At 67.6% G+C, this 18,434-nt stretch carries 20 protein-coding genes; 9 read left to right on the top strand and 11 right to left on the bottom strand.

The window, feature by feature from the left end; translation table 11 throughout:
- Positions 1-178 precede the first annotated feature (178 nt).
- Together QP609_RS00930 and QP609_RS00925 are read left to right on the top strand one after the other, a co-directional pair.
- A complete protein-coding gene (locus QP609_RS00930) occupies positions 179-580 on the top strand; it encodes a hypothetical protein (RefSeq protein WP_014645558.1) in 402 nt (133 codons plus the stop codon).
- A 3-nt stretch (positions 581-583) separates the two neighbouring features.
- A complete protein-coding gene (locus QP609_RS00925; protein ID WP_004153636.1) occupies positions 584-1,030 on the top strand; it encodes a 3-dehydroquinate dehydratase in 447 nt (148 codons plus the stop codon).
- A gap of 146 nt (positions 1,031-1,176) precedes the next feature.
- On the opposite strand, the gene dcp is transcribed toward QP609_RS00925, so the two are convergent.
- From dcp to arfB, 3 genes are all read right to left on the bottom strand, one after another.
- The gene (gene dcp, locus QP609_RS00920) at positions 1,177-3,333 is read right to left on the bottom strand and encodes a peptidyl-dipeptidase Dcp (protein ID WP_049405170.1); all 2,157 of its coding nucleotides are present in this window, start codon (positions 3,331-3,333) and stop codon (positions 1,177-1,179) included.
- A gap of 110 nt (positions 3,334-3,443) precedes the next feature.
- Positions 3,444-4,046 (bottom strand): lysophospholipid acyltransferase family protein, encoded by a 603-nt coding sequence (locus QP609_RS00915; RefSeq protein ID WP_014645556.1) that lies wholly within the window; start codon positions 4,044-4,046, stop codon positions 3,444-3,446.
- Positions 4,047-4,050: 4 nt separating this feature from the next.
- Entirely contained in the window at positions 4,051-4,482 is a 432-nt protein-coding gene (arfB, locus tag QP609_RS00910) for an alternative ribosome rescue aminoacyl-tRNA hydrolase ArfB (RefSeq protein WP_005420755.1), read from the bottom strand.
- A gap of 134 nt (positions 4,483-4,616) precedes the next feature.
- Between arfB and QP609_RS00905 the strand changes: the two genes are divergently transcribed.
- On the top strand, positions 4,617-5,144 hold the full coding sequence (locus QP609_RS00905) for a DUF2059 domain-containing protein (RefSeq protein ID WP_014645555.1): 528 nt from the start codon (positions 4,617-4,619) through the stop codon (positions 5,142-5,144).
- 70 nt (positions 5,145-5,214) lie between these two features.
- On the opposite strand, the gene QP609_RS00900 is transcribed toward QP609_RS00905, so the two are convergent.
- Both QP609_RS00900 and QP609_RS00895 read right to left on the bottom strand, forming a co-directional pair.
- Positions 5,215-5,958 (bottom strand): pseudouridine synthase, encoded by a 744-nt coding sequence (locus tag QP609_RS00900; protein WP_197621767.1) that lies wholly within the window; start codon positions 5,956-5,958, stop codon positions 5,215-5,217.
- A gap of 84 nt (positions 5,959-6,042) precedes the next feature.
- Positions 6,043-6,630 carry an O-methyltransferase gene (locus tag QP609_RS00895; RefSeq protein WP_197621766.1) on the bottom strand — a complete coding sequence of 196 codons (588 nt, stop codon included), beginning with the start codon at positions 6,628-6,630 and terminating at the stop codon, positions 6,043-6,045.
- Positions 6,631-6,796: 166 nt separating this feature from the next.
- Between QP609_RS00895 and QP609_RS00890 the strand changes: the two genes are divergently transcribed.
- From QP609_RS00890 to QP609_RS00875, 4 genes are read left to right on the top strand one after another with little or no spacing between them, the layout of a single operon-like run.
- Positions 6,797-7,408 carry a PIG-L deacetylase family protein gene (locus tag QP609_RS00890; protein ID WP_014645552.1) on the top strand — a complete coding sequence of 204 codons (612 nt, stop codon included), beginning with the start codon at positions 6,797-6,799 and terminating at the stop codon, positions 7,406-7,408.
- A complete protein-coding gene (locus QP609_RS00885; protein ID WP_014645551.1) occupies positions 7,408-8,547 on the top strand; it encodes a glycosyltransferase family 2 protein in 1,140 nt (379 codons plus the stop codon). The genes QP609_RS00890 and QP609_RS00885 overlap by 1 nt, the downstream gene beginning before the upstream one ends.
- Positions 8,534-9,139 (top strand): acetyltransferase, encoded by a 606-nt coding sequence (locus QP609_RS00880; RefSeq protein WP_197621765.1) that lies wholly within the window; start codon positions 8,534-8,536, stop codon positions 9,137-9,139. The genes QP609_RS00885 and QP609_RS00880 overlap by 14 nt, the downstream gene beginning before the upstream one ends.
- Before the next feature lie 4 nt (positions 9,140-9,143).
- Positions 9,144-9,929 (top strand): YaiO family outer membrane beta-barrel protein, encoded by a 786-nt coding sequence (locus tag QP609_RS00875; protein ID WP_032962225.1) that lies wholly within the window; start codon positions 9,144-9,146, stop codon positions 9,927-9,929.
- 52 nt (positions 9,930-9,981) lie between these two features.
- On the opposite strand, the gene ubiB is transcribed toward QP609_RS00875, so the two are convergent.
- Positions 9,982-11,637: a ubiquinone biosynthesis regulatory protein kinase UbiB gene (ubiB, locus tag QP609_RS00870; RefSeq protein ID WP_014645548.1), complete on the bottom strand. Its 1,656-nt coding sequence runs from the start codon at positions 11,635-11,637 to the stop codon at positions 9,982-9,984.
- Positions 11,634-12,269 carry an SCP2 sterol-binding domain-containing protein gene (locus tag QP609_RS00865; protein ID WP_005420772.1) on the bottom strand — a complete coding sequence of 212 codons (636 nt, stop codon included), beginning with the start codon at positions 12,267-12,269 and terminating at the stop codon, positions 11,634-11,636. The genes ubiB and QP609_RS00865 overlap by 4 nt, the downstream gene beginning before the upstream one ends.
- 469 nt (positions 12,270-12,738) lie before the next feature.
- Between QP609_RS00865 and ddlA the strand changes: the two genes are divergently transcribed.
- Entirely contained in the window at positions 12,739-13,833 is a 1,095-nt protein-coding gene (gene ddlA / locus QP609_RS00860) for a D-alanine--D-alanine ligase (RefSeq protein ID WP_099475899.1), read from the top strand.
- A gap of 76 nt (positions 13,834-13,909) precedes the next feature.
- Here the strand turns inward: ddlA and QP609_RS00855 are convergent, their stop codons facing one another.
- The 3 genes from QP609_RS00855 to oleC all read right to left on the bottom strand — a co-directional run bounded on the left by QP609_RS00855 (position 13,910) and on the right by oleC (position 16,794).
- Positions 13,910-14,065 (bottom strand): DUF1328 domain-containing protein, encoded by a 156-nt coding sequence (locus tag QP609_RS00855; protein WP_005407633.1) that lies wholly within the window; start codon positions 14,063-14,065, stop codon positions 13,910-13,912.
- Between the two features lie 81 nt (positions 14,066-14,146).
- On the bottom strand, positions 14,147-15,139 hold the full coding sequence (gene oleD / locus QP609_RS00850; protein ID WP_014645546.1) for a 2-alkyl-3-oxoalkanoate reductase: 993 nt from the start codon (positions 15,137-15,139) through the stop codon (positions 14,147-14,149).
- Positions 15,136-16,794, bottom strand: a complete 1,659-nt coding sequence (oleC, locus tag QP609_RS00845; RefSeq protein ID WP_197621842.1) for an olefin beta-lactone synthetase — start codon at positions 16,792-16,794, stop codon at positions 15,136-15,138. The genes oleD and oleC overlap by 4 nt, the downstream gene beginning before the upstream one ends.
- Positions 16,795-16,898: 104 nt before the next feature.
- Between oleC and QP609_RS00840 the strand changes: the two genes are divergently transcribed.
- Entirely contained in the window at positions 16,899-17,330 is a 432-nt protein-coding gene (locus QP609_RS00840; protein WP_029380125.1) for a YkgJ family cysteine cluster protein, read from the top strand.
- Between the two features lie 111 nt (positions 17,331-17,441).
- Here QP609_RS00840 and QP609_RS00835 read toward each other — a convergent pair whose 3' ends face one another.
- Positions 17,442-18,332 carry an alpha/beta fold hydrolase gene (locus tag QP609_RS00835; protein WP_014645544.1) on the bottom strand — a complete coding sequence of 297 codons (891 nt, stop codon included), beginning with the start codon at positions 18,330-18,332 and terminating at the stop codon, positions 17,442-17,444.
- Between the last annotated feature and the right edge of the window lie 102 nt (positions 18,333-18,434).

The following is an 18,434-nucleotide window of genomic DNA, read 5'->3' as shown; positions in this document are numbered from 1 at the left end:
TTCCTTGCAGCGTCGAGGTTGCCCGACTGGGGCGCAGAGCGGCCGAGCGCAGGCTCGGCTCTACAGGAAGGGTTACGCAGGTTTTACGCGCGGGACCGGCGGCGGGCATCGCACCTTTACGGGCGGCACGCGCATCGTGTGCCCACCGCGCCGCAGGGCGCATTCCGCAAGGTGTTGTATGACCCTCCTGGTGATCCGCCACGCCTCTTCGTCGGCACCGCGTCCCCAACTGCCGACGCAGCTGGCCGGCCATCGCGTGCTGTGCAGCGACTGCGCCAGCCTGTCCGAGGTACGCCAGTGCCTGTGCCAGCCGCAGGCGCGCTCGGCCGACTGGGTACTGCTGGATGTCGGTACCGCTGACGAGGCGCAATGGCAGGCCGAAGGTGGCGCGCTGCAGGCGGCGCTGGAACGGCTGCCGGCGCAGTACATCGAACTGCAGGCCCCCAGCGAACCCGGTCTGGAGGCACGCCTGCGCCTGCAGCACGGTCCCGCCGCCGTGGTGGTCGACCAGCGCAGCCAGCAGGCCGGCTACCCGTTGTCGCTGGCCATTGTCGGCCGCCGCCTGGCACAGGAGGGCTGAGCCATGTCGATCTTCATCATCCGTGGCCCGGAAGCGGCCGGCGCCCTGATCCGCACCGCGATGCCGCTGCCGGCACCGGTCCTGAAGTCACTGGTGCATCGTGCGATCGACGCCGGCACCAGCGTGGCGATCCGTGCCTGTGGTTCGGAACAGGAACTGCTGGACGCCCTACGCGTGGCCGACCACAGCCGCGGCGAGGTGACCCTGCTCGACCCGGGCGCGTGTGCCAACAGCCTGCGCCTGCAGCGCCTGCTGCCGTACCTGCACAACGCCTATGTGGAAGTGCATGACGACGGCGCGGTAGCCGAGCCGTGCCTGCCGGCTGGTGTCGGCCAGCGCCTGGGCATCGCCGCCGGCTACGGCGCGCAGAGTTACGTGCTGGCGCTGGATATCGCGCTGGATCACCTGGGCCTGGCCGAGCAGGCCAACCGGGTACACGTGGGAACGTAACGCTGTTTGTAGAGCCGAGCCCATGCTCGGCTGCCTTTCCAGGAACCATCAGCCGAGCGTGGGCTCGGCTCTACAGAAGAACGTCGAGCATGGCTCGACGCTACAGAAAGAAAAACGGCGGGGTTGCCCCCGCCGTTTTCGCTTTCTTACTTCAACCCGCGGAACTTCAGCAGCGGTTCCACCGACGGGTCCTTGCCGCGGAAATCGCGGTACAGGGTCGACAGTTCCACGCTGTTGCCGCGCGAGAGGATCTTGTCGCGGAACTCCTGGCCATTGGCCGCCGTCAGGCCACCGTGCTCGGTGAACCACTGGTAGGCATCGTGGTCGAGCACTTCGGCCCAGAAGTAGGCGTAGTAACCGGCCGAGTAGCCACCACCCCAGATGTGGTCGAAGTAGGTGGTGCGGTAACGCGGCGGCACCTGCGGCAGGTCGACCTTGAACTTCTTCAGCGCGCTGGCTTCAAAGGCGCCGACATCCTGCAGCGGCGCGTCGGCCTTCTGCGTGTGCCAGGCCAGGTCCAGCAGCGCGGCCGACAGGTACTCGGTCGTCGCGTAGCCCTGGTTGAAGCTGCGTGCCTTGAGGATCTTGTCGACCAGCTCCTGCGGCATCGCCTCGCCGGTCTTGTAGTGCTTGGCGTAGTTGGCGAACACCTTCGGGTCCAGCGCCCAGTGCTCGTTGAACTGCGACGGGAACTCGACGAAGTCGCGCGAGGTCGCGGTGCCGGCGATCGACGGGTACTTCACGTTCGAGAACATGCCGTGCAGCGCATGGCCGAACTCATGGAACATGGTGGTGACGTCGTCGAAGCTGATCAGCGCAGGCTGGCCGGCGGCCGGCTTGGTGAAGTTGCAGACGTTGTAGACCACCGGCTTGGCACCGGTCAGGCCGTCCTGTTCGACGAACACGTCCATCCAAGCGCCACCGGACTTGCTGTCACGCTTGAAGTAGTCGGTGTAGAACAGCGCCAGCGAGGTGCCGTCCTTGTCGAACACTTCGTACACCTTCATGTCCGGGTTGTAGGTCGGAATGTCGGTGCGCGGCTTGAAGGTGATGCCGTACAGCTGGGTGGCGGCGTAGAAGACGCCGTTCTGCAGCACGTTGTCCAGTTCGAAGTACGGCTTGATCTGCGACTCGTCCAGATCGTACTTGGCCTTGCGCACCTGCTCGGCGTAGAAGTCCCAGTCCGAAGCGGCCACCTGGAATCCGCCCTTCTGCGCGTCGATGACCTTCTGGATCTCGCCGGCTTCGGCACGCGCCTTGGCAGTGGCGGCCGGCACGGTATCGGTCAGCAGCTTGAGCGCGGCGGCCGGGGTCTTGGCCATCTGGTCGCCCAGCTGGTAGTCGGCGAAGGTGTCGAAGCCGAGCAGCTTGGCCTTCTGCGCACGCAGCTGGGCCAGGCGCTGCACGGTCTGCCGGGTGTCGTTGGCATCGCCGCGCTCGGCGCGGGTTTCCGAGGCCTTCAGCACGGCGGCGCGCTGGTCGCGGTCGCTCAGCGAGCCAAGCACCGGCTGCTGGGTGGTGTTCTGCAGCGGCAGCAGGAACTTGCCATCCAGCTTGCGGTCCTTGGCGGCGGCCGCAGCGTTGTTGATAGCGCCCTCGTCCAGGCCGGCCAGCTTGGCCTTGTCGTCGACGACGACGGCCGCAGCGGCGGTGGCGGCCACCAGGCGGGTATGGAACTGGGTGGAGAGCGTGGTCTCTTCCACGTTGAGCTTGCGCAGGCTCGCCTTGTCGGCGTCGGACAGCTGCGCACCGGCGCGCACCAGGCCATCGTAGTAGTGCTCCACCAGGCGCTTCTGCACCGGGTCCAGCTCCAGCGTGTCACGCTGGTCGTACAGCGACTTCACGCGCGCGAACAGCTTCGGGTCGAGGTTGATCTCGTCCTGGTGCGCGGCCAGCTTCGGCGCCACTTCTTCCTGGATCTTCTGGCGTGCGTCGTTGGTATCGGCCTGGACCAGGCCGAAGAAGATGCGCGACACGCGGGTCAGGGTCTCGCCGCTGCGCTCCATCGCCACGATGGTGTTGTCGAAGGTGGCCGGCTCGCTGCTGTCGGCGATCCTGCGCACGTCGGCCAGGTGCTGGCGCATGCCCTCTTCGAAGGCCGGCAGGTAGTCGCTGTCCTTGATCTTGTCGAACGGCGGGGCCTGGAACGGCAGCGTGCTGGCACTCAGCAGCGGATTGGTGGAGGCTTCGGCCGGCTGCTGGGCCGGGGTCTTCTGGGCATCGGACACGGGGGTGGACTCCTTGCCGGAACAGGCCGCCAGCGCCAGGCTGATGGCGGCGGCCAGGACTACGGTACGCGACATGTAAAACGCTCCTTGGGCAGACGGTATGGATACCAGCCCTCCACCCTACTCCTGTCGCGCTCGCCCGGCATGTGCCGGACGTGGCGTCTATGCGGCGGCCTGCAACCGGCTCAGACCGTGCCGCGGGTCTTGCCGATCCAGGGCCGGTAGAACTCGCGGATGGCAGCCATGTCGGCCACATCGTCGCCGCTCGGGGTGAACAGCGGACCGATGCCGATGGTCTTTTCCGGATAGTGGAAATACGCGGTCAGGATCGGTACGTCAGCCATCCGGGCAATCTTCAGGAAGCCGGCCTTCCAGTCCTTCACGGCCTTGCGGGTGCCCTCGGGCGTGATGGCGAACCACATCTTCTCGTTGTTGCGCAGCAGGTCCACGGCCTGGCCGACGGTGCCCTGCGGCGAGCTGCGATCGAGCGGGATCACGCCCAGCTTGTGCAGCAGCGGGCCCAGCGGCCACCAGAACAGCGAGGCCTTGCCCAGCACCTTCACCTTCATGCCCAGCGCGATCTTGGCCGCCATGCCCCACAGCCCGTCCCAGTTGGACGAATGCGGGGCGATGATGAAGACCAGCCTGGGGATGTCCGGCAGGGTGCCGGTCACCTTCCAGCCGCCCATGCGCAGGGTGCAGCGCGCCAGCCAGCGCAGGAAGGCGTTGGGTTTGACCTGTGGCATCTGCGGCGGCACGGCCGGCAGCAACGAAGTCGGGTTGTTCAAGCAATCACTCCCAGTCACGTGATGAGCGCCCGCGCTTGATCTGCGCGCGCCCGCGTTTGGCGTCCAGACGACGCAGTTTCGACCCGAGGGTCGGCTTGGTGGCCTTGCGCGGTTTGGGCACGCTCAGCCCGGCCTGGATGAAGGCCGCCAGCCGCTCGCGCGCATCCTCGCGATTGCGATCCTGGGTGCGGAATCGTTGCGCGTCGATGACCAGCACGCCTTCGCCGGTCATGCGCCGGTCACGCCGCGCCAGCAGGCGCGCGCGCAACGGTTCGGGCAACGAGGGCGAGTTGGCCACGTCGAAACGCAGTTCCACCGCGGTGGACACCTTGTTGACGTTCTGGCCGCCGGCGCCACTGGCGCGCACGAACCGCTCGACGATCTCGCCGTCGGGGATTTCAAGCTGCGCGCTGATGGTGACCGGTCCACTGCCCATCCGCGCATTGTAGCGGCAGGCACGTGGTGAAGTACGCCATCGCGCCCCGTATGCCGCCGATCAGGCACCGAACACGCCGCCTTCGCCTGGGCTGCGGGTATGCTGGCGGTCCCATGTACCGCAGGAAGCCCCGCATGACCCGCTCCACACCCGCCCTGCCGTCCCTGCTGCGCCGCGCCGCCCTGCTGCTGGCGCTGGCCGTGGCCAGCGTTCCGGCCCTGGCCGCCCCGCCGACCGACGGCGACATCAACCGCCTGCTGTCGGCCTCGCGCGCGCAGAGCATGATCGACACCATGGTGCCTCAGATCGAAGCCATGCAGCAGCAGCAGTTCCAGCAGGTGGCCGCGCAGCGCCAGCTCACCGCCCAGCAGCAGGAACAGCTGAAGCGGATCCAGGCCCGGACCAGCCAGACCCTGCGCCAGGCGATGTCGTGGCAACAGCTGCGGCCCATGTACGTGGACCTGTACAAGAAGACCTTCAGCAAGGAAGACGTGCTGGCAATGGCCGAGTTCTACGAGAGCGCGGCCGGCCAGAGCCTGCTGGACAAGACCCCGGCGCTGATGCAGAACGTGATGGTGGCGATCCAGGCGCGCATGCAGCCGCTGTTCGCGGATCTGCAGAAGGACCTGGAAGCGATCGTCAACGAGCCGGAAAAGAAATAACGGGGTGCGCCGGGCCACGCCCGGCCGCTGGCTGTAGAGCCGAGCCCACGCTCGGCTTACCGCAGCAGCATCAGGCGTCTTCCACCTGCCAGCCGAACAGGTCCAGCGCCTTCTGGAACTCGCGATCCAGCGGCGCACTGACATCCACGCTGCCACCGTCCGGGTGCGGGAAGCGCAGGCGCTCGGCGTGCAGCAGCATGCGGTGCACGCCCTGCATGCGGAAGATGCGGTTGTGGCGGCCATCGCCGTGGCTGGTGTCGCCGATCATGTGGTGCGACAGGTGCTTGAGGTGCCGGCGGATCTGCCGGAAGCGCCCGGTCTGCGGCTGGCAGCGCAGCAGCGCGTAGCGCGAACTGCTGAACTCACCCACCGGCACCGACAGCTCGCCGGTGGCCAGGCGCTGGAAGTCGGTGACCGCCGGCTTCTTCACCGGCTTGCCCGGGCCGCCATCCAGGTGATGGTCCACCCGCCAGGACAGCTCGGCCGGCCAGCCCCGGCAGACCGTCAGGTAGTCCTTGGCCACTTCACCCCCCATCAACGCCTTGCCCAGCGCACTGGCGGTCTCGCGGTCGAAGGCCAGCAGCAGGCAGCCGCTGGTGGCCCGGTCCAAGCGGTGCACGAGGAAGATCGGGCGGCCCAGCTGCTCGCGCAGGCGGTCGGCCAGGAAATCATCTTCGCCACGGGCCAGCTTGCTGTCGTGGACCATCAGCCCGGCGGGCTTGTTGACCACGGCCAGGCGCTCGTCCAGGTGCAGCAGCTGCAGGGGCGCGGTTTCGGTCTCGACCGCGGCGAGGGTGTCAGGTTCGGTGCTCACCGCAGGATTATACGGGCGCCCTGATCGGGGTCAGATCCCTTTTCCTGCGGAAAGGGATCTGACCCCGGGTTGGTGGCGCGGCGGTCAAGCGTTGCGCACGGCCAGAAGCTCGCCGTTGCCCACCGGCACCAGGCTGGTGCCGAAGTCCGGATCGGCATCCAGCAACGCGCGCAACGGTTCCATCTGCGCGGCGTGCGAGGTGGCGTTGTCCACCACCAGCAGGCCGCCCCGCCGCAGCACACGGCGCAGCTGCAGCCACCAGCCGGCGTACTGTTCGCGGTCCGAATCGAGGAACAGCAGGTCAATGCTGGCATCGGCGGCCTGTGCCAGCCACTGCCCGGCATCGCCGTGGACCAGCGTGATGCGATCGGCAAGGCCACTGCGCGCGAAGGTGTCACGCGCCATCGCCACCTTGTCTCCGGCGTATTCCAGCGTCGTCACGTGGCCGTCGATGGCGGCTGCGGCTTCGGCAATCCACAGCGTGGAGTAACCGTTGGAGGTGCCGATCTCCAGCACCCGGCGCGCATTGCCGAAACGCACCAGCACCGACAGGAATTCACCGGTGTCCGGCGTGATGTTGAGCATGCGCCGGGCGCGCTCGGTTTCATGCGCGTCGTTTTCAGCACCGAAGCGTGCCAGTTCGTTCTTCAATTCCGAAAGCTGCATCGTCATTGCTTCTTTCATTTGCCACAGCAAGGGTGAGCATTGTGGCCTGTCCGGCCACATTTCGTACTTGTCTTAAGCCTGTACTCCGATGGGGTTGCGATAGTTCCCGCCTTCTTCACGCGGGATGGTCCACCGGCCCGCGGCCCTCATTGGTTTCCGCAAGGACACGGCCATGGTTCTCGACATTCTGGCAATCGGCGCCCACCCCGACGACATCGAACTCGGTTGCGGCGGCAGCCTGGCCAAGCTGGCCCGCGACGGTGCACGCATCCATGCGCTGGTGCTCAGCCGTGGTGGCCGTGGCTGCCATGCCGGCATCGACCGCAGCGACGAATCCCACCGCGCGTTGCGCCGCCTGGGTGTGACCGAGGTGATCCAGCAGGATTTCCCGGATACGCGCTTTCCTGCCTGCCGCAACGACATCGTCGCGGTGATCGAGCAGGCCTGCGCGCAGATCGCACCGCATCGCGTCTACACGATGTGCGGCGAAGACCACCACCAGGACCATCGCACCGTCCATGAAGCGTCAATCATCGCCTGCCGCAGCATCCCGCAGATCCTCTGCTACGAGAGCCCCAGCACCCTGCCGCAGTTCGCACCGCAGGTGTTCGAGGACATCAGCGCACAACTGGACCTGAAGATCCATGCGTTGCGCGAGCATGCCAGCCAGGGCGATCGCCACTACATGCAGGAGGACCACCTGCGCTGCCACGCGCAGTTCCGCGGCCAGCAGATCGGCATCGGCCCCAGTGAGGGCTTCGTGCCCTACCGGCTGGTGCTGTGATGAAAACGCTGCTGTTCCTGGCCATGTGTGCCTTCATCCTGGTGCGTGTGTGCGTGCAGGCCTCGCGTCGCCCCAGCACGCGCCTGTACAGCATCGATGCGATCGTGCCGGCCTACAACGAAGCCCCCTGTCTGGAGCGCTCGTTGACCGGCCTGCTGCAGAACCCCTACGTGGCACGGGTGATCTGCGTGAACGACGGTTCGACCGACAACACCGCCCAGGTACTCGATGCGCTGCAGGCGCGCTGGCCCGGGCGCCTCGTGGCCGTGCACCAGGCCAACACCGGCAAGGGCGGCGCTCTGATGCATGGCCTGCGGCACGCCACCGCCGAGCAGGTGTTCCTGACCGACGCCGACACCCACATCGATCCGCGCGGCCATGGCCTGGGCCACCTGCTGGACGAGATCGAGCGCGGTGCCGATGCGGTCGGTGGCGTACCCTCGTCCAGCCTGCAGGGTGCCGGCTTCCTGCCGCATGTGCGCGCCAGCCTGAAGCTGCCGATGATCGTCATCAAGCGCAGCTTCCAGCAGTGGCTGGGCGGCGCACCGTTCATCGTCTCCGGCTCGTGTGGCCTGTTCCGCACCTCGGTGCTGCGCAAGGTCGGTTTCTCCGACCGCACCCGCGTCGAAGACCTGGACATGTCCTGGTCGCTGGTCGCGCAGGGCTACCGTGTCCGCCAGAGCGTGCGCTGCGTGGTCTACCCGCAGGAATGCAACACGCTGGTGGAGGAATGGCGGCGCTGGCGACGCTGGATCGTCGGCTATGCGGTATGCATGCGCCTGCATCGCGGCCTGCTGCTGACCCGCTTCGGCGTGTTCAGCATCCTGCCGATGATGCTGCTTGCCCTTGCCGGCATCGTGCTGACGCTGCAGGTCTGGTTCGGTGCGGCCCAGCTGCATGGGCCGGGTGGCCTCGCCCTGTCGGTGATGCCGTTGTTCTGGATCGGCATCGTCATGTTGCTGGCGGTGATCAGTGCGATCCACCACCGCCGCGCGTCGCTGGTCCCTGCCGCCGCGTTCTCGATGCTGTACGTGCTGCTCGCCTATGCGATCTGGCTGATGCATGGCGTGGCCGGGCTGTTTACCGGCCGCGAGCCGGCACGCGACAAGCCGACCAGGTATCCGCATGTGGTGGAATGACCTCGCCGCCATGGCCGACGCGCTATCGACGCTGCCACCCCACGTCGATTCCAGCGCCCAGGTTTCGCCGCGTGCGATCGTGCGGGGCGAGGTGCGGATCGGCGCTGGCAGCCGCATCTGCGACGGCGCCCAGCTGCACGGGCCGGTATCGATCGGCCGCGACTGCCTGATCGGCAACAACGTACTGCTGCGCGGTCCGCTGCACATCGGTGATGGTGTGCGCATCGGCTTTGCCAGTGAACTGAAGAACGCACTGATCGGCGACGGTGCCTGCATCGGCCCGCAGTGCTTCATCGCCGACAGCCGCGTCGACGCCCGTGCCTACCTGGGCGCGCTGGTGCGTACCAGCAACCATCGCCTGGATGGCGCAACGGTCACCGTCCACATCGGCGACACCGTCATCGACAGCCAGCGCGACAAGCTCGGCGCCTGGATCGGCGAAGGTGCCGCGCTGGGCGTCGGCGTGATCATCCTGCCCGGTCGCATCGTCGCCCCGGGCAGCCAGTTCGGCCCGCGCATCACCGTGGAACGAAACCTGCCGCCCGGTCGCTACCGGCTGCTGCAGTCGCTGCATTCCCAACCCCTGGAGTAACCCCATGCGATTGATCATCCGTGGCGCACTGCCGTGCGCCCTGCTGCTGGCTGTGTCCAGCGCCCATGCCGGCATCGACCGGGTCTCGGTGCAGCTGGATCATGCCGACTACACCGATGGCTTTGGCAAGCGCGACGTACAGACCGTGGATGTGGCCGGTCGCAGCGGTGACAGCCGCTGGCATCTGGGCCTGGCCCATGGTGAACGCGACTACGGCAGCAAACGCTTCAGCGGCAATCGGGTGCAGGGCTCCCTGCACCAGCGCTGGAGTCAACGCTTTTCGACCCGCACCGCCTTCACCGCCTCCAACGATGACCCGGTATTCGTCAACCGCCAGCTCAACCAGGACTTCCAGTGGAAGGTGGCACCGCAGACCGTGCTGAGCGTGGGCGGCAAGTACGCCCAGTACCATGCCGGCGCATACGTGAGTGGCTGGTCGGTAGGTGCCTCGCACTACTTCCCGCGCGTGACCACCTCACTGCGCCACGAGCGGCATCGCCAGTCCAATGGGCCCGACGGCCATGGCACCACGCTGTCACTGCGCCTGAAGGATGCGCAGGGCGGTGGTTCGACCCAGCTGTGGCTGGGCAGCGGTACGTCCGGCTACACCGCCGATTCCGATCCGCTGCTGCTGCGCGAACACGATGCACGTCGTGCCTTCCTGCGCCGCAGCCAGCCGCTGGGGGAGCATCTGGTGCTGGACATGGGCATTGGCAAGACCTGGCACAGGACGCGCCTGGACCGCTTCCAGAGCGTGCAGTCGCACCTGGGCCTGGGCTACCACTGGTAGAGCCGTGGCGGGTCGGCGGCGCGTGACGCCGCCGACCCTCGATCAACAGGCTTCAGCGCCACCACGCGCGCGCCAGCGCCAGCGCGCCGACGGCACCGGACACCCAGCTCCACATCGGCAGGTCGCCCCAGTACCAGCCTGGCGGCTGCAGCACGTACACCAGTGCGGCGATGGCCAGCAGGCCGACGCCGGTGATCGCACCGACCGCGCGTTTCTGCAGGCGCTGCACGCTGGCATCGAGCGCGACCAGATCGCGCGAGCGCATCGCCAGCTCATGGCGGCCCTCCACCTGCTGGGTCAGCCAGGCGTGCACCAGGCGCGGCATGTCCGGCGCGTGGGTCATGATTTCCGGCAAGCGCTTGCCGATCTCGCGCACGACCCGACGCGGGCTGTAGCGCTCGCGCAGGATCTTCGCCAGCACCGGCTTGGCCACCGCCCAGATGTCGATCTGCGGATCCAGCTGGCGCCCGACACCTTCGATGTTCAGCAGGGTCTTCTGCAGCAGGATCAGCTGCGGCTGCAGGGTCAGCTGGTAGCGCTGCGCCACGCGGAACAGCTTCATCAGCACTTCGGCCAGCGAGATCTGCGACAGCGGGCGGGTGAAGTACGGCTCGCACACCGAACGCACGGCCGCTTCCAGATCATCGATGCGCACGTTGTCCGGCATCCAGCGCGCCTGCACGTGCAGTTCGGCGATGCGGCGATAATCGCGGTTGAAGATGGCCATGAAGTTCTCGGCCAGGTAGTACTGATCTTCCTGCGACAGCTGGCCCATGATGCCGAAGTCCAGCGCGATGAAGCGCGGGTTGGCGCGACGCGACGGATCGGTATCGACCCAGATGTTGCCGGCGTGCGCATCGGCATGGAAGAAGTTGTCGCGGAACACCTGGGTGTAGAACACCCGCACGCCCTTGGCGGCCAGCGCCTTGCGGTCGATGCCGGCCTTGTCCAGTGCAGCGATGTCATCGGACGGAATGCCCCACACGCGCTCCAGGGTCAGCGCGCGCTCGGCGGTGTGGCTCCAGATCACTTCCGGCACGTACAGGTCGTCGCTGTTTTCCCAGAAGCGGCGCAGCACGCTGGCATTGGCGCCTTCGCGCTGCAGGTCCAGCTCAGCGGCCAGGGTGTTCTCGACTTCGGCCACCACTTCGCGCGGACGGATCTTGTCGGCACGCGGATGGGTACGCTCGACCAGGGCGGCCAGCGAGTTGAGCAGGGCGATGTCGGCGTCGATCTGCTTCTCGATGCCCGGGCGCAGCACCTTGACCACCACCTGGCGGCCATCGGCCAGCGTGGCCGCATGCACCTGTGCGATCGAGGCCGAGGCCAGCGGTTCGGTATCGAAGCTGGCGAATGCCTCGCTGACCGGCAGGCCGAGTGCTTCCTCGACGATGCGGCGCGCGGTATCGCCGTCGAACGGCTTGACCCGGTCCTGCAGCAGGGTCAGTTCGTTGGCCACGTCCGGCGGCACCAGGTCGCGGCGGGTGGACAGGATCTGGCCGAACTTGACGAAGATCGGACCGAGATCCTGCAGCGCCAGGCGCAGACGCGCACCGCGCGACTGTACAGCGATGTCGGCCGAGGCACGCGGCACGAACGGTTTGGCCAGGCGCAGCCAGCGCTCAGCCGGCGTGCCGTGCAGCAGGTCGTCCAGGCGGTAGCGCAGGATCACCCGGCCGATGCGGCTTGCCCGCAGCACGGCCTTCATGCGGCACCCCGCAGGCGCTGGACGCGCGCGCCAAGGCGCTCGACGTCATCACGCAGTACGTCCACATCATCGTGGAAGGCATCCAGTTCGGCGCGCGGTACCACGTCGCGCGATTCCTCGGTGATGAACTCGGCAGCGCTGTGGGCCAGATCGATCGCACCCTGGCGCGCGTGCTGCAGGGCGCTGCGCAGGGTGTTGGCCACCTGCACGCCCAGTACCTCGCCGAACACGCTGACGAACGGCTGCTGCCAGTCCGGGTCGAAACCCTTGGCCAGCTGCTGCAGGCGTCGCGCCAGTTCGGCGTCACCGGCCACGCGTACACGGCCCTTGTTGTTGGACTCGCCGCGCCGTGCGTTGGCCAGCAGCGGCAGCTGCGCCAGCACGCCGGCCAGGCTGCTGCGCACGGCCAGGTCGGCTTCCTGCGCATCCACCGGGCCGACCCGCAGCTGGTCGCCGTCGACGCTGATGCGCATCGCCAGCGACGGCGCTTCCAGGGTCAGGTCGATGTGCCGGCCATCGAGGCTGGCCAGTGCATGGCGGGTATCCGGATCCAGCGCCAGCGCGCGGTTCAGGGCGATCTGCAGGGCGCGGCCAGCGACCGGCTTGAGGGACTTGAGCAGGGAAAGAGCCATGTGCGCATTCTACCTGCGTGGGTGGGGGGCTTGCGCCGGGCTGCCGCCCGGCACCCGCGGTAGTGCCGGCCGCTGGCCGGCAAGATCAACATCAAAAGCTGGCGATCCGTGGGATGGCGGGGTGGGTCCGATTGCGGGGGACGCTGCAAGTACGTCCATGTAAGCTCGGTCGCCGCATCCATGCGGCTCACGCCCCCGCAACCGGACCCACCCCGCCTTCGACAGTTTGCTGCGATCTGTCGGACTATCCGGGGTCGGATCCCGTTGCTCCGCAACGGGCTCTGACCCCAATGCTGATCGGATCTCGTGTTGGGGGATGCCGACCTTGGTCGGCGCTGGATGTCTGGGGGGACAACCAAGGTTGGCCGCTACCCGAGCCGGCAGCCCGGCGGTTCATCTGTGCCTCACCTGCGTGGCAACGGAAGGTTCATGCTGTACGGCCACGCAACGCACAGGACATCGCATTCCCATGGCACGGACCCGGGTCGGCATCATCTTCGGGGGCAAATCCTCCGAGCACGAGGTTTCACTGCAGTCGGCGAAGAACATCCTCGATGCGCTTGATCGCGAGCGCTTCGAGCCGGTGCTGGTCGGCATCGACAAGCAGGGCCAGTGGCATCTGAACCAGCCGGACACCTTCCTGATCAACGCCGATGATCCGTCGCGCATCGCGCTGCATCGCTCGGGCCAGTCGCTGGCGGTGCGCCCGGGTGCGGAACAGGCACAGCTGCAGCCGTCCGATCCGGCCAGCGCGCTGGGCCAGATCGATGTGGTGCTGCCGATCGTGCATGGGCCGCTGGGCGAAGACGGTGCGCTGCAGGGCCTGCTGCGCATGGCCAACCTGCCCTTCGTCGGCTCGCCGGTACTGGGTTCGGCAGTGGCGATGGACAAGGACGTGACCAAGCGCCTGCTGCGCGACGCTGGCCTGCAGGTGGCACCGTGGCTGTGCATCCGTCGCCACCAGGCGGCAACGGTCGATGTCGATGCGGTGATCGCGCAGCTCGGCCTGCCGCTGTTCGTGAAGCCGGCCAACCAGGGTTCGTCGGTGGGCGTGAGCAAGGTCAAGGACGCAGCGGGCTTCGCCGAGGCACTGGCATTGGCGCTGCGCTACGACCACAAGGTGCTGGTGGAATCGGCGGTGGTCGGCCGCGAGATCGAGTGCGCGGTACTGGGCAACGCGCACCCGCAGGCCAGCCTGTGCGGCGAGGTGGTGGTGCACGACGAGTTCTACGCCTACGACACCAAGTACATCAACGAAACTGGCGCCGAGGTGGTGGTACCTGCGGATATCGATGCCGCAACCCAGGCGCGCATCCAGCAGATCGCACTGCAGGCCTACCAGGCGCTGGAGTGTGCCGGCATGGCGCGCGTGGACGTATTCCTAACTGCGGGCGGCGGGATCGTCATCAACGAGGTCAACACGCTGCCGGGCTTCACCCGCATCAGCATGTACCCGAAATTGTGGGGTGCCAGCGGAGTCGATTACACGACGTTGATTACGCGCCTGATCGAACTGGCACTGGAGCGTCACGAAGCCGATCGCGGATTGCACAGCGCCGCGTAGCGTTGTGATCGCCCGCAGAGCCGAGCATGGCTCGACTCTGCGGAAAGCGATGCCGGCCAGCGGCCGGCACTACCGGCTAGCCGCGCTTGCGGAACATCGAGATCACCGCAAGGATCAGGAACACCACGAACAGGATCCAGGCGATGTTCGTTGCGGCGCCGGCAATGCCGGAAAAGCCCAGAACGGCGGCGATGATGGCGATGACAAAGAAAATGATGGCGTAATGCAGCATGGCGCTCCTCGCGGGTGGTCGAGCCTTGGATGGCGTGGGTCCATCCTCCCGATCCTGCGGTGTGCAACCAGTGACGGCGATCTATGCAGCAGATGAAGCCTTCAGCCTGCGCAGCCCTTCTTCGATGCTGACCTGCGGCACATAGCCGAAATCGCGGCGGGCCGGCTCCATGCTGTACCAGTGCGGCGTGCACAGCTGCTCGGCCAGGAAGCGGGTCAGCGGCGGCTCGCCACGCAGGCGCAGCAGCGGCCACAGCCGTTCGCAGACCGCGCCGATGCGATAGGCGGTCTTGAAACTGATCGCCTTGTCCACCGTCGGCGCGCCAACAGCGGCCAGCAGCCGGTTGACCAGCTCGCGCATGGGCAGCGGTTCGCCGTTGGAAATGAAGTAGGCCTTGCCCGCACACGCGGCACCCGGCGCCAATGCCTCGAAAGCGAGGAAATGCGCGAGTGCGGCGTTGTCGATGTAGGTGGTATCGACCTTGTTGTTGCCGTCGCCGACCAAGCGCAGGCGACCCTGACGTGCACGCTCGGCCAGGCGTGGCACCAGCTGCTGGTCACCCGGGCCCCAGATCAGGCGCGGGCGCAGTGCCACCGTCGCCAGCGATACATCGTTGGCGGCCAGCACGCGCTGTTCGGCGATCGCCTTGGTCGCCGCATACGGTGCCTGGAAGTCCTCGCCGTACGGCACCTCGTCAGCCCCCAGGCCTTCCACCGGATGCGTGGCGCGGTGGGTCACGCTGGGCGTTGAGGTGTAGACCAGCCGGTTGATGCCGTGCGCGCGGCATGCCGCAATGACATTGTCGGTGCCGACCACGTTGGCCTGGTGGTAGCTGTCATAGCTGCCCCAGGCGCCGGCCTTGGCGCCGTTGTGGAACACCGCATCGACGCCGGCCACCGCGTGCAGCACTGCCTGCGCATCGGCCAGATCGCCGCGGATCTGGCCCACGCCCATGGCCTGCAGTTCCGGGTAGTGGCTGCGGTTGAACGCAAGCACCTGGTGGCCACGTTCAACCAGCCCGCGGCACAGCGCCTGGCCAAGGAAACCACCACCACCGGTGACCAGGATCTTCATGCGCGCTTCTCCAGTTCGGCGCTGGCCCAGACGGCGAGCTTCTCGCGGCCGATCTTGGCGTTGTGACGGATATCGACGGGGAACGCGGGATGCACCAGGAAGTGCTGCAGGCCGGCCTCAGGCGTGCGCGCTGCGGCATGCGCACGCAGCGCTTCCTGCAGCGCCGGGCTGTCGCTCTGGCCACGCTGCAGTTCCACGCACAGCACCGGTACCTGCGCACCCGCCGGGCCAACGCCGACCAGTGCCGTGCGTGCCACGCCGGGCACGGTATTGAACACCGGCTCGACCTGTTCGGTGTACAGCGGCCCTTGTGCGGTTTCCACGCGATGGGTCTTGCGCCCGCAGAACCACAGCCGGCCCTGCGCATCGAAGTAGCCCACGTCACCCATGCGATGGACGATGCGGGTGCTGCCATCGGCCAGCGTCTCGCGGATCTTCGCGGCGGCCGTGGCCTGCGGGCGGTTGAAGTAGCTGTCGGTGGCGGTCGGGCCAGCCACCGTGATTTCTCCCACTTCGCCAACCGCCAGCACGCGCGCCTGCGACCAGTCGGCCAGCGGCGCGTCATCGATGGCGATGATGCGCACTTCGTTCGGGGCCACCACGCTGCCCACGCAGGTGCCGGCGCCGGCCTCGGTGGCCGCGCGGGTACGCTCCAGCTCACGCCCCTCGACCACCGCCACCGGCAGGCACTCGGTGGCGCCGTACGGGGTCCAGAACTGCGCATCGGCGGGCAGCAGGCTGCGGATGGTGGCGACCACGTCCGGCGGCACCGGCGCACCGGCCGAGGTCACCCGGGTCACCGTCGGCAACGGCCGGCCATGCCGGGCCAGCACCCGCATCAATGCCGGCGAGCCGAACAGCTGGGTCACGCCGAAGCGCTGGATGGCATCGTGCAGGCGTGCCGGATCGGCCTGCGCCGGCCGGGTCGGGTCCATGTCCGGGATCACCGAGGTCAGGCCCAGCGCCGGGTCGAACAAGGCAAAGGGCGGGAAGGTCGGCAGGTCCACGCCGCCCGCTTCCATGCCGAACGCGCTGCCCAGCAGCTGGATCTGGCCCACGAAGTGGCGGTGGCGGTAGACCACGCCCTTGGGCACACCGGTGGAGCCGCTGGTGAACAGGATCGCCGCCATGTCCTCGCCATCGGTGTCGGCCAGCATCGCCCCGCCCTTGGCGCCGGCGCGCTCCAGCGCGGCCAGGCTGGTACCGCCCCAGCCGAGGCGGCGGCCAACGGTGACCAGGCGGGTTGCCGACGGCGCCCAGCGCAGCGCCAGCCGCGCCACGTGCGCCAACGGAATGCCGATGAAGGCCTGCGGCTGCGCCTCGTCCAGGCACTGTTTCAGCGCGCGCTTGTCGATGCCCGGATCGACCAGCACCGGCACCGCGCCCAGCTTGAACAACGCGAACATCAGCAGGAAGAACTCCGGCGACGGCCGCACCATCACCACCGTGCGCACTCCACGGCCGATCCCATAGCCGGCCAGGCCGGCGGCCATGGCATCACTGCGGGCGTCCAACTGGCGGTAATCCAGGGTGACATCGTAGGCGGCCATGCCGTTGCCGGCGCCCCGGCGGCCCGGGCAGCGGATGGCGATCTGGTCAGGGCGTTCACGCGCCAGTTCAGGCAGGCGCGCGGCAATGTTGCAGGGTCGGTTCATCCGTTCATTGTCGCCGCTTACGGAATTTCTTGCGCGGCGGCCCACTTCGTGGAAAATCCGCACCCTCGTTCCTGATTCCGACTGCCGCCCGAGGCGGCTTGCCCATGCAACATCCCTGCATGACCTGCGGCGCCTGCTGCACCCAATACCGCGTGGCCTTCCACTGGATGGAATCGGACGAGGTCACCCCCGGCGGCGTGCCGCACCAGCTGACCGAGGTGCTGGACCCGCACCGCCTGTGCATGCGCGGCACCCACTCCAAGCCGGTGCGCTGCGTGGCGCTGGACGCGCAGATCGGCGTGTACTCACGCTGCACCATCCACCCCAACCGGCCCAGCGTGTGCCGTGAGGTGGATGCATCGTGGGAGTACGGCAAGGCCAGCCCGCAGTGCGACAAGGCACGCATCGCCTACGGCCTGGACCCGCTGACGCTGGCCGACTGGCGCTGGCGCGATGACGCCGACAATGACGACGATCACCCGGACGACAACGGCAACAGCCCGTCCTCACCGCCGCAGGCACCGGTCGCGGCGTAGTAGTGCCGGCCGCTGGCCGGCAACCTCATGAACCCTTCGAGTGTGCCGACCAACGGTCGGCACCCACCGGAAGAGGAAGGGGTGGGTGCCGACCGTTGGTCGGCACACCGATCAGATCGGGTTCTTGTCCAGAAAAGCGCGGATCTCCGGCACCAGCACTTCGTGCTTGTCTTCCAGCACGTAGTGCCCGGCGTCCTCGAAGGCATGCACCTGGGCCTGCGGCAACGCGGCCTGGAAGCCCTTCAGGAAGTGGTGGTCGAACACGAAGTCGCGCAGGCCCCAGCCGAGGAAGGCCGGTCGGTCGGCGAACGACGGCAGCGCCTTGCCGGCCCGCTCCAGCAGCGACCAGGCCTTGTCGGCCGGCGACAGCGGGATGTCCTGCATGAAACGGATGGTGCTGATGCGGTTGGCCCAGCTGTTGTACGGCGACACGTAGGCGCGGCGCACGTCGGCCGGCATCTTCCGCTCCACGCCCAGCCACGAGGCACCGGACGAGAACGCATTGAAGCTGCGGATGATCCACTCGCCGATCTTCCAGTGGCGGCCCAGCGCGATCTGCCACGGCATCGTCTTCGCCGCCGGCATCGGGAACGCGGCGGTATTGAGCACCACCAGGCGCTTGACCTGGTCGTGGTGCGACAGCGCCCAGCCGAAACCGATCATGCCGCCCCAGTCGTGCACCGCCAGGGTCACCGGGCCGGTGATGCCCAGGTGCTTCAGCAGCGCATCGAGGTCGTCAACGCGCGACTGCAGCGTGTACTCGTAGCGGCTGTCATCGGGCTTGTCCGACAGGCCCATGCCGATGTGGTCCGGCACGATGCAGCGGTATGTGTCCGACAGGCCGGCCACCAGCGTGCGCCAGTAGTAGCTCCACGACGGGTTGCCATGCACCATCACCACCACTTCGCCATCGCGCGGGCCTTCGTCGAGATAGTTCATCGACAGGCCGGGGCGAACCTCGAAGCGCTGCGGGTGGGCGGGGTAACCGGGAAGATCGCGCATGCGGAGCACCTAGGGAGAGTCGCGGCGCAATGTGGAGCCGAGCCGATGCTCGGCTGCTCTCCGGTCCGCTGCGGAAGAGCCGCGCTGCGCGCGTGAGCCGAG

This window comes from Stenotrophomonas sp. 8(2023) (genome assembly GCF_030345295.1).
Taxonomy (GTDB): domain Bacteria; phylum Pseudomonadota; class Gammaproteobacteria; order Xanthomonadales; family Xanthomonadaceae; genus Stenotrophomonas; species Stenotrophomonas muris.
Note: the sequence above shows the minus strand (reverse complement) of the source record. Positions and strands in the feature narration are given on the sequence as shown.